The following is an 8,377-nucleotide window of genomic DNA, read 5'->3' on the forward strand; positions in this document are numbered from 1 at the left end:
GCCCACGGCCACCGCGCCGGCTTCGAACGCGCCGGCCCCTTCGAACGCGCCGGCTTCGTCGACCGCAGCGGCGCCGCCGGATGCTCCGTTGCTTCCCCCGATTCAGCCGGGGCCGCCGGATCCGCGGAAAGACCTCGCCGAGCGGATCGCCAAAGAACGCGAGTGGCGGCAGAGCACCAACAAGGGCGTGCAATTCCTGGCCCTGCAATACGAAGCCACCCGGTGCTTCCAGGAAGACATCCTGGCCGGCAACGACGATCCCGAGCTGCCGCTGGTGACCTGCGACACCCAGCACAAGCAGGCCTACCTGCTGGCGCCGTCGATCATCAGTGGCGATCAGATCGAGAACGCCAGCTCGGGGATGGACCAGCACAGCGGCGGCTACATCGTCGACCTGCAGTTCAGGAGCGGGGCGGCCAACACCTGGGCGGACTTCACCGCCGCCCACATCGGCACGCAAACCGCCTTCACGCTGGACTCACAGGTGGTCAGCGCGCCGCAGATCCGGGAGGCCATCCCCGGCGGCCGCACCCAGATCACTGGTGGAGACCCGCCGTTCACGGCGAGCTCTGCGCGTGAGCTCGCCAACGTACTCAAATATGGCTCGCTGCCGCTGTCGTTCGAGTCGTCGGAAGCCCAAACCGTCTCGGCGACACTGGGATTGACGTCGCTGCACGCGGGCCTGATCGCCGGCGCGATCGGACTGGGGCTCGTCCTGCTGTACTCGCTGCTGTACTACCGCGCCTTGGGACTGCTGACGGCTTTGTCGTTGGGTGCTTCTGGCGCAATGGTATTCGCGATCCTGGTGCTGCTTGGGCGATATATCAACTACACCCTGGACCTGGCCGGTATCGCAGGTCTGATCATCGGTATCGGCACGACCGCCGACTCATTCGTGGTGTTCTTCGAGCGCATCAAAGACGAGATCCGCGAAGGCAAATCGTTCCGGTCGGCGATTCCCCGCGGGTGGGGGCGCGCCCGCAAGACGATCTTGTCGGGTAACGCCGTCACGTTCCTGGCCGCCGCCGTGCTGTACTTCCTGGCCATCGGCCAGGTGAAGGGGTTCGCGTTCACCCTGGGTCTCACGACGGCGCTGGACACTCTCGTGGTCTTCCTGGTGACCTGGCCGCTGCTCTACCTGGCGGGCAACTCGAAGACGTTGGCAAAGCCGGCATACAACGGCCTGGGCGCGGTCCAGCAGATCGCGCGCGAGCGGCGGGCCGCGACCGCCGGGGCCTACTCGACGGGACGGGGGTAGCGAGATGGCGGACACGACCGGCACCGACGACACAACTGCCGTCGAAATCGGCACGGCCACCGCGAAAGCGGTCCGACAGAGCGGGGATGACACCGGCTCGTTGCCGCACCACGGCTTCTTCTCGCGCCTCTACACCGGTACTGGTGCGTTCGAGGTCATCGGTCGTCGTCGACTGTGGTACGGCATCAGCGGGGTGATCGTCGGGATCGCGATCGCCAGCATCCTGATCCGCGGATTCACCTTCGGCATCGACTTCAAGGGCGGCACCACGATGTCGTTTCAGCGCGGCGATGCGACCGTAAGCCAGGTCGAGCAGGTCTTCCGGGAGACGCTGGGCCACGATCCGGAATCCGTGGTCATCGTCGGTAGCGGCTCGTCGGCAACCGTGCAGATTCGGGCGGAGACGTTGCCCCAGGACAAGACCGAAAAGCTTCGCAACGCGCTGTTCGACAAGTACCACCCCAAGGGCGCCGACGGTCAGCCCAGCAAACTGGCCATTTCTGACTCGGCGGTGTCCTCGACGTGGGGCGGGCAGATCACCAAAAAGGCAGTCATCGCCCTGGTGGTGTTCCTGGTGCTGGTCAGCCTGTACATCACCGTTCGGTACGAGCGCTACATGGCGATCTCCGCGCTGACGACGATGGTGTTCGACCTGACCGTCACCGCCGGGATCTACTCGCTGGTGGGCTTCGAAGTCACGCCGGCCACCGTCATCGGCCTGCTGACGATTCTGGGTTTCTCGCTGTACGACACCGTGATCGTCTTCGACAAGGTCGAGGAGAACACCCACGCCTTCCAGCACACCGCCCGGCGCACCTTCGCCGAAGAGGCCAACCTGGCGGTCAACCAGACATTCATGCGGTCGATCAACACCAGCCTGATCTCGACGCTGCCTGTCATGGCGTTGATGGTGGTGGCCGTGTGGCTGCTGGGCGTGGGCACGCTGAAGGACCTGGCGCTTGTGCAGCTGGTCGGCATCGTCGTCGGCACCTACTCGTCGATCTTTTTCGCCACCCCGCTGCTGGTCACGCTGCGGGAGCGCACCGAGCTGGTCCGTACTCACACCCGCCGGGTGATCCGACGTCGCGGTCCGGAAGCAGGAAAGGCGCCGGACAAGGGTCGGACGCACGCCGAGTCGGACGACGAGGACGGGCCCACCGAGCCCGCGAGCGCATCGTTGGCGGCCACCGCTAAGGCAGCGCCGAGTAAGCCCGCCCCGGGCGCGCGACCCGTGCGCCAGTCCGCCGGCCGTCATGCGCGTCCGACCGGCAAGAATAAACGCTAGCCCGATGATTGCCTGGCGTCGGCGGGCAGCGGTCAGCTGGCTGGTGGTCATGCTTGCGGCGGCCGTGCCAGGCGCGTTGACGGGGTGCTCCGGAAGCGCCGCCGGCCAGATCGACTACGTCGTCGACGGCGCGCTGGACACCTACAACACCAATACGGTCGGCGGCGCCGCGTCGGCGGGTGCGCAGGCCTTCGCGCGCACGCTGACCGGATTCGGCTACCACGGCCCCGACGGCCAGGTCGTCGCCGACCACGACTTCGGCACGATCTCGATAGTCGGCGGTTCGCCGCTCGTGCTCGACTACCAGATCGCCGACAACGCGGTCTACTCCGACGGCAAGCCGGCCACCTGCGACGACCTGGTGTTGACGTGGGCGGCACAGTCCGGCCGGTTTCCCGGCTTCGACGCCGCCAGCCAGGCGGGCTACGTCGACATCACCTCGATCGACTGCCAACCGGGACAGAAGAAGGCGCGGGTGTCGTTCGCCCCTGACCGCAACATCGTCGACTACAACCAGCTGTTCACCGCGACCGCGATTCTGCCGTCGCACGTCATCGCCGAGGAGTTGGGCGTCGACGTGACCGGTGCGCTGCTCGGCAACAACCAACCGGTCATCGCACGCATCGCGCAGCTGTGGAACACCACCTGGAACCTCAAGGCGGGCACGGATTCGGGCGCGATCGCCAGGCACTTCCCGTCGTCGGGGCCGTACAAGATCGAATCGGTGCTGGACGGCGGCGCGGTGGTTCTCGTAGCCAACGAGCGCTGGCGGGGCGCCAAGCCGATGACCAAGCGGGTCACGGTGTGGCCGCAGAAAGCCGACATTCAGGACCGGGTCAACGCAAAGAGCGCAGATGTCGTCGACGTCGCGGCCGGCTCCTCGGGGGCGCTGGCCACACCCGACAATTACCGCCGCACCGATGCGCCGTCGGACGGCATCGAGCAGCTGATTTTCGCGCCGCGCGGACCGCTCGTGGACATCGCGGCCCGGCGCGCACTTGCCTCCTGCACTCCACGTGACGTGATAGCGCGGGACGCTGCGACGCCGATCTCGAACGCGCGGCTGCACACCACGGTCGACGACGCGATCGGTCAGGCCGAAAACGTCCCTGAGGCAGCCCAGTTCATCAAATCGAACCCCGATGCGGCGCGCGCGGCGCTGGCCGGCAAGCCGCTGGCGGTGAAGATCGGCTATCGGGGGCCCAACGCGCGACTGGCCGCCATCGTCGGTGCGATCGCCAAGGCCTGCGGCCCGGCCGGCATCACCGTCTCCGACGTCACCTCGGATTCGGTTGGCCCACAAGCGCTCAAGGACGGCGCCATCGACGTACTGCTGGCTAGCACCGGCGGCGCCACCGGGAGCGGATCGACGGGGTCGTCGGCCATCGACGCCTACGCCCTGCACACCGGCAACGGCAACAACTTGTCCGGCTACACCAATGGTCAGGTCGACGGCATCATCGCTGCGTTGGCGGTCTCCGCCGACCCCGCTGACCTGGTCCGGCTGCTGGCCGAGAGCGCGCCGGTGCTGTGGGCCGGAATGCCGACGTTGCCGCTGTATCGCCAGCAGCGCACCGTGCTGGCGTCGAAGAAGATGTATGCCGTCGGCGCCAATCCCAGCCGGTGGGGTGCCGGCTGGAACATGGACCGATGGGTCCTGGAGCGGTGAATGCGGCCGACCGCGCCTCGGCAGCCGATCTGATCACCTCGCTGACCCGCCAGGTCGCCGATTTCCCCACCGCGGGAATCCAGTTCAAGGACTTGACTCCGGTGTTCGCCGACCGACGCGGGCTGGCCGCGGTGACCGACGCCCTGGCCGGCGCCGCGTCCGGCGCTGACCTGATCGCGGGTATCGATGCGCGTGGGTTTCTGATCGGCGGAGCGGTCGCCACCCGGCTCGGCACCGGTGTGCTGGCGATCCGCAAGGGCGGAAAGCTGCCACCGCCGGTGCGCACCGAGCGTTACCAGCTCGAGTACGGCACCGCGAGCCTGGAACTTCCCGCCGACGGGATCGAATTGACCGGCCGCAGCGTTGTCATCGTGGACGACGTGCTGGCCACCGGTGGCACGCTGGAGGCGGCGCACCGGCTGCTCGAGCAGTCCGGCGCGCGGGTGACATGCGCGGCGGTGGTCGTCGAATTGGCCGGGCTGGGCGGCCGTGAGCTGGTCGCGCCGCTGCCGGTGCACAGCGTCGCGGTTCTCTAGCGCACTGCGCGACGGGCTATATCCTTGAGGCTCCGGAGGTGAGATTGAGTGGCGGACGATAAGGGCACGGCGGTTCAGCCGCCCACCGAGCCGCTGCGGCTCGCCGACCTACCCCCGTCCGCCGCGCCTGCAGCGAACGAGCCCGGGATCGGTCTGAAAGCTCCCACCAGTGCGTCGCGGCGCGTGCGCGCCCGGCTGGCGCGGCGGATGACCGCTCAGCGCAGCACGATCAGCCCGGTGCTCGAGCCGCTGGTCGCCGTGCACCGCGAGATCTACCCGAAGGCCGACCTGACGTTGTTGCAGCGGGCCTACGAAGTGGCCGAGCAGCGGCACGCGACCCAGCTACGGCATTCCGGCGACCCCTACATCACCCATCCGCTTGCGGTGGCCAACATTCTCGCCGAGCTGGGGATGGACACCACCACGCTGGTGGCCGCCCTGCTGCACGACACCGTCGAGGACACCGGTTACAGCCTGGAGGCTTTGTCGCAGGACTTCGGCGACGAGGTCGGCCACCTCGTCGACGGGGTGACCAAGCTGGACCGAGTGGTGCTGGGCAGCGCCGCCGAGGGCGAGACGATCCGCAAGATGATCACCGCGATGGCACGCGACCCGCGGGTGCTGGTGATCAAGGTGGCCGACCGGCTGCACAACATGCGGACCATGCGTTTCCTGCCGCCGGAGAAGCAGGCGCGCAAAGCCCGCGAAACACTGGAAGTCATTGCCCCGCTTGCACACCGGCTGGGTATGGCCACGGTCAAGTGGGAATTGGAGGATCTGTCGTTCGCGATCCTGCATCCCAAGAAGTACGAGGAGATCGTGCGATTGGTTGCCGGCCGGGCGCCCTCACGTGACACCTACCTGGCCAAGGTCCGCGCCGAGATCGTCGCGACGCTCACCGGGTCGAAGATCAACGCGGTGGTGGAGGGACGGCCCAAGCACTATTGGTCGATCTATCAGAAGATGATCGTCAAGGGCCGCGACTTCGACGACATCCACGACCTGGTGGGTATCCGGATTCTGTGCGACGAGACCCGGGACTGTTATGCCGCTGTCGGCGTGGTGCATTCGCTGTGGCAGCCCATGGCGGGACGGTTCAAGGACTACATCGCCCAGCCGCGCTACGGGGTGTACCAGTCGCTGCACACCACCGTCGTCGGGCCGGAGGGCAAACCGCTGGAGGTGCAGATCCGAACTAGCGACATGCACCGCACCGCGGAGTACGGCATCGCCGCGCATTGGCGTTACAAAGAAACCAAGGGCCGCAACGGCGTGCCGCATTTGCACGCCGCCGCCGAGATTGATGACATGGCGTGGATGCGTCAACTCCTCGACTGGCAGCGAGAGGCCGCCGACCCCGGTGAGTTCCTGGAATCGCTGCGTTACGACCTTGCGGTACAAGAGATCTTCGTGTTCACGCCGAAGGGAGACGTGATCACGCTGCCCGCCGGCTCCACCCCGGTGGACTTCGCCTACGCCGTGCACACCGAGGTGGGTCATCGCTGCATCGGCGCCAGGGTCAACGGGCGGCTGGTCGCGCTGGAGCGCAAGCTGGAAAACGGCGAAGTCGTCGAGGTCTTCACCTCGAAAGCCGCCACCGCAGGGCCGTCGCGGGACTGGCAGCAGTTCGTGGTGTCCCCGCGCGCCAAAACCAAGATTCGCCAGTGGTTTGCCAAGGAGCGCCGCGAGGAGGCACTCGAGACCGGCAAAGACGCGATCACCCGCGAAGTGCGTCGCGGCGGACTTCCGTTGCAGCGCTTGGTGAATGGTGGATCGATGGCCGCGCTGGCCAACGAGCTGCACTACGCCGACGTCTCGGCGCTGTACACCGCGGTCGGTGAGGGGCACGTCTCCGCCAAACATGTGGTGCAACGCCTGCTGGCCGAGCTCGGCGGCATCGACCAGGCCGAGGAGGATCTGGCCGAACGCTCGACACCGACGACCGTCCCGCGCCGTCCGCGCAGCGACGATGTCGGGGTGTCCGTGCCGGGCGCGCCGGGCGTTCTGAGCAAGTTGGCCAAGTGCTGCACGCCGGTACCCGGCGACGAGATCCTGGGTTTCGTCACCCGCGGCGGGGGAGTCAGCGTGCACCGCACCGACTGCACCAACGCCACCTCGCTGCAGCAGCAGGCCGAGCGGATCATCGAGGTGCACTGGGCGCCGTCACCGTCGTCGGTGTTCCTGGTGGCCATTCAGGTCGAGGCGCTCGACCGGCACCGGCTGCTGTCCGACGTGACACGGGTGCTGGCCGACGAGCGGGTGAACATCTTGTCGGCGTCGGTGACCACCTCTGCCGGTGACCGAGTGGCGATCAGCCGCTTCACTTTTGAGATGGGCGACCCCAAACATCTCGGGCACCTGCTCGACGTGGTCCGCAATGTCGAAGGCGTCTACGACGTCTACCGGGTGACGTCCGCGGCCTAGGCGGCCGAATATATGCCGTCAGAAACCGACCAGGTGGGCGTGGCCGGACAGCGAGCGCTGGTCATGGGTGCCAGCGGCAACGTCGGCGCCTGTGTCACCCGCCATCTGGTGGCCGGTGGCGCCGATGTTCGGGTTCTGCTGCGAAAGTCGAGCTCCACCAAAGGAATTGACGGCCTGGACGTCGAGCGGCGATACGGCGATCTTCTCGACACCGCGGATGTCGCCGCCGCCATGTCGGATCGTGACGTTGTCTACTACTGCGTTGTCGATACCCGGGCGGAGCTACGAGATCCCGCTCCACTGTTCAAGACCAATGTCGAAGCACTGCGTCATGTACTCGACGTGGCGGTGGGAGCGAACCTGCAGCGGTTCGTCTTTCTGAGCACCATCGGCACCATCGCCGTCGGTCCGAACGGTGAAACCGTCGACGAAGACACCCCGTTCAATTGGGCCGGTCAGGCCGGCAGTTACATCGAGTCGCGGCGCGCCGCCGAGCAGCTAGTGCTGTCCTACGTCGCCGATCGTGGGCTGCCCGCCGTGGTGACCAATGTGTCGAATCCCTACGGGCCGCCCGATTGGCAACCGCGCCAAGGGATGTTCGTGAAGCTCGCGGCGCAGGGAAAGCTGCCGTTATATGTTCGCGGCGTCGGGTCGGAGGTGGTCGGCATCGACGACGTCGCCGAGGCGCTGCTGTTGGCGGCGCAACGAGGACGAATCGGTGAGCGCTACATCATCTCTGAGCGCTACATGAGTCAGCGCGAACTGGTCAGCATCGCTGCGCAAGCGGTGGGCGCGCGGCCGCCCCGCTTGGGTATCCCGATGGCGGTGATGTACGGGCTTGGCTGGTTGTCCGACACCGTTGGTGCATTAGTGCGCCGGGACTTCCCGATGAGCAGACAGAGCGCCCGGCTGGTGGAACTGACCTCACCGGCCAGTCACGCCAAGGCCACTCGCGAACTCGGCTGGCATCCCACGCCGACCGAAGACTCCATTCGGCGGGCGGCCCGCAACTACCTCGAGCGCTCGGTCTAGCTCAGTCTCGACGCGCTGTGGTGATCGTGACTTCGTTGGCGGGCTTACCGTCGTCGCCGCCGCCGGCGACACCGCCTGCCGCGATCTTGTCGAGCACGGCGAGCCCCGCCGGGTTGATCGTGCCGAAAATGGTGTAGGCAGGCGGCAGTAGGGAATCGCGGTAGACCATGAAG

At 67.0% G+C, this 8,377-nt stretch carries 6 protein-coding genes; all 6 read left to right on the forward strand.

The window, feature by feature from the left end; translation table 11 throughout:
- Positions 1-1,258: protein translocase subunit SecD (gene secD / locus WAN02_RS15305; protein ID WP_422265051.1), on the forward strand; the 1,258-nt coding region annotated here is incomplete at its 5' end.
- 4 nt (positions 1,259-1,262) lie between these two features.
- Positions 1,263-2,543: a protein translocase subunit SecF gene (gene secF / locus WAN02_RS15310; RefSeq protein WP_422265052.1), complete on the forward strand. Its 1,281-nt coding sequence runs from the start codon at positions 1,263-1,265 to the stop codon at positions 2,541-2,543.
- A 4-nt stretch (positions 2,544-2,547) separates the two neighbouring features.
- On the forward strand, positions 2,548-4,212 hold the full coding sequence (locus WAN02_RS15315; RefSeq protein WP_422265053.1) for an ABC transporter substrate-binding protein: 1,665 nt from the start codon (positions 2,548-2,550) through the stop codon (positions 4,210-4,212).
- Positions 4,194-4,748: an adenine phosphoribosyltransferase gene (locus WAN02_RS15320; RefSeq protein WP_422265054.1), complete on the forward strand. Its 555-nt coding sequence runs from the start codon at positions 4,194-4,196 to the stop codon at positions 4,746-4,748. Before WAN02_RS15315 ends, WAN02_RS15320 begins: the two co-directional genes overlap by 19 nt.
- 93 nt (positions 4,749-4,841) lie before the next feature.
- Positions 4,842-7,172 (forward strand): RelA/SpoT family protein, encoded by a 2,331-nt coding sequence (locus tag WAN02_RS15325; RefSeq protein ID WP_422265057.1) that lies wholly within the window; start codon positions 4,842-4,844, stop codon positions 7,170-7,172.
- 12 nt (positions 7,173-7,184) lie between these two features.
- Positions 7,185-8,204, forward strand: coding sequence for an NAD-dependent epimerase/dehydratase family protein (locus WAN02_RS15330; protein ID WP_422265056.1), 1,020 nt, complete (start codon positions 7,185-7,187; stop codon positions 8,202-8,204).
- Positions 8,205-8,377 lie beyond the last annotated feature (173 nt).

This window comes from Mycobacterium sp. (genome assembly GCF_049281135.1).
GTDB lineage: Bacteria > Actinomycetota > Actinomycetes > Mycobacteriales > Mycobacteriaceae > Mycobacterium.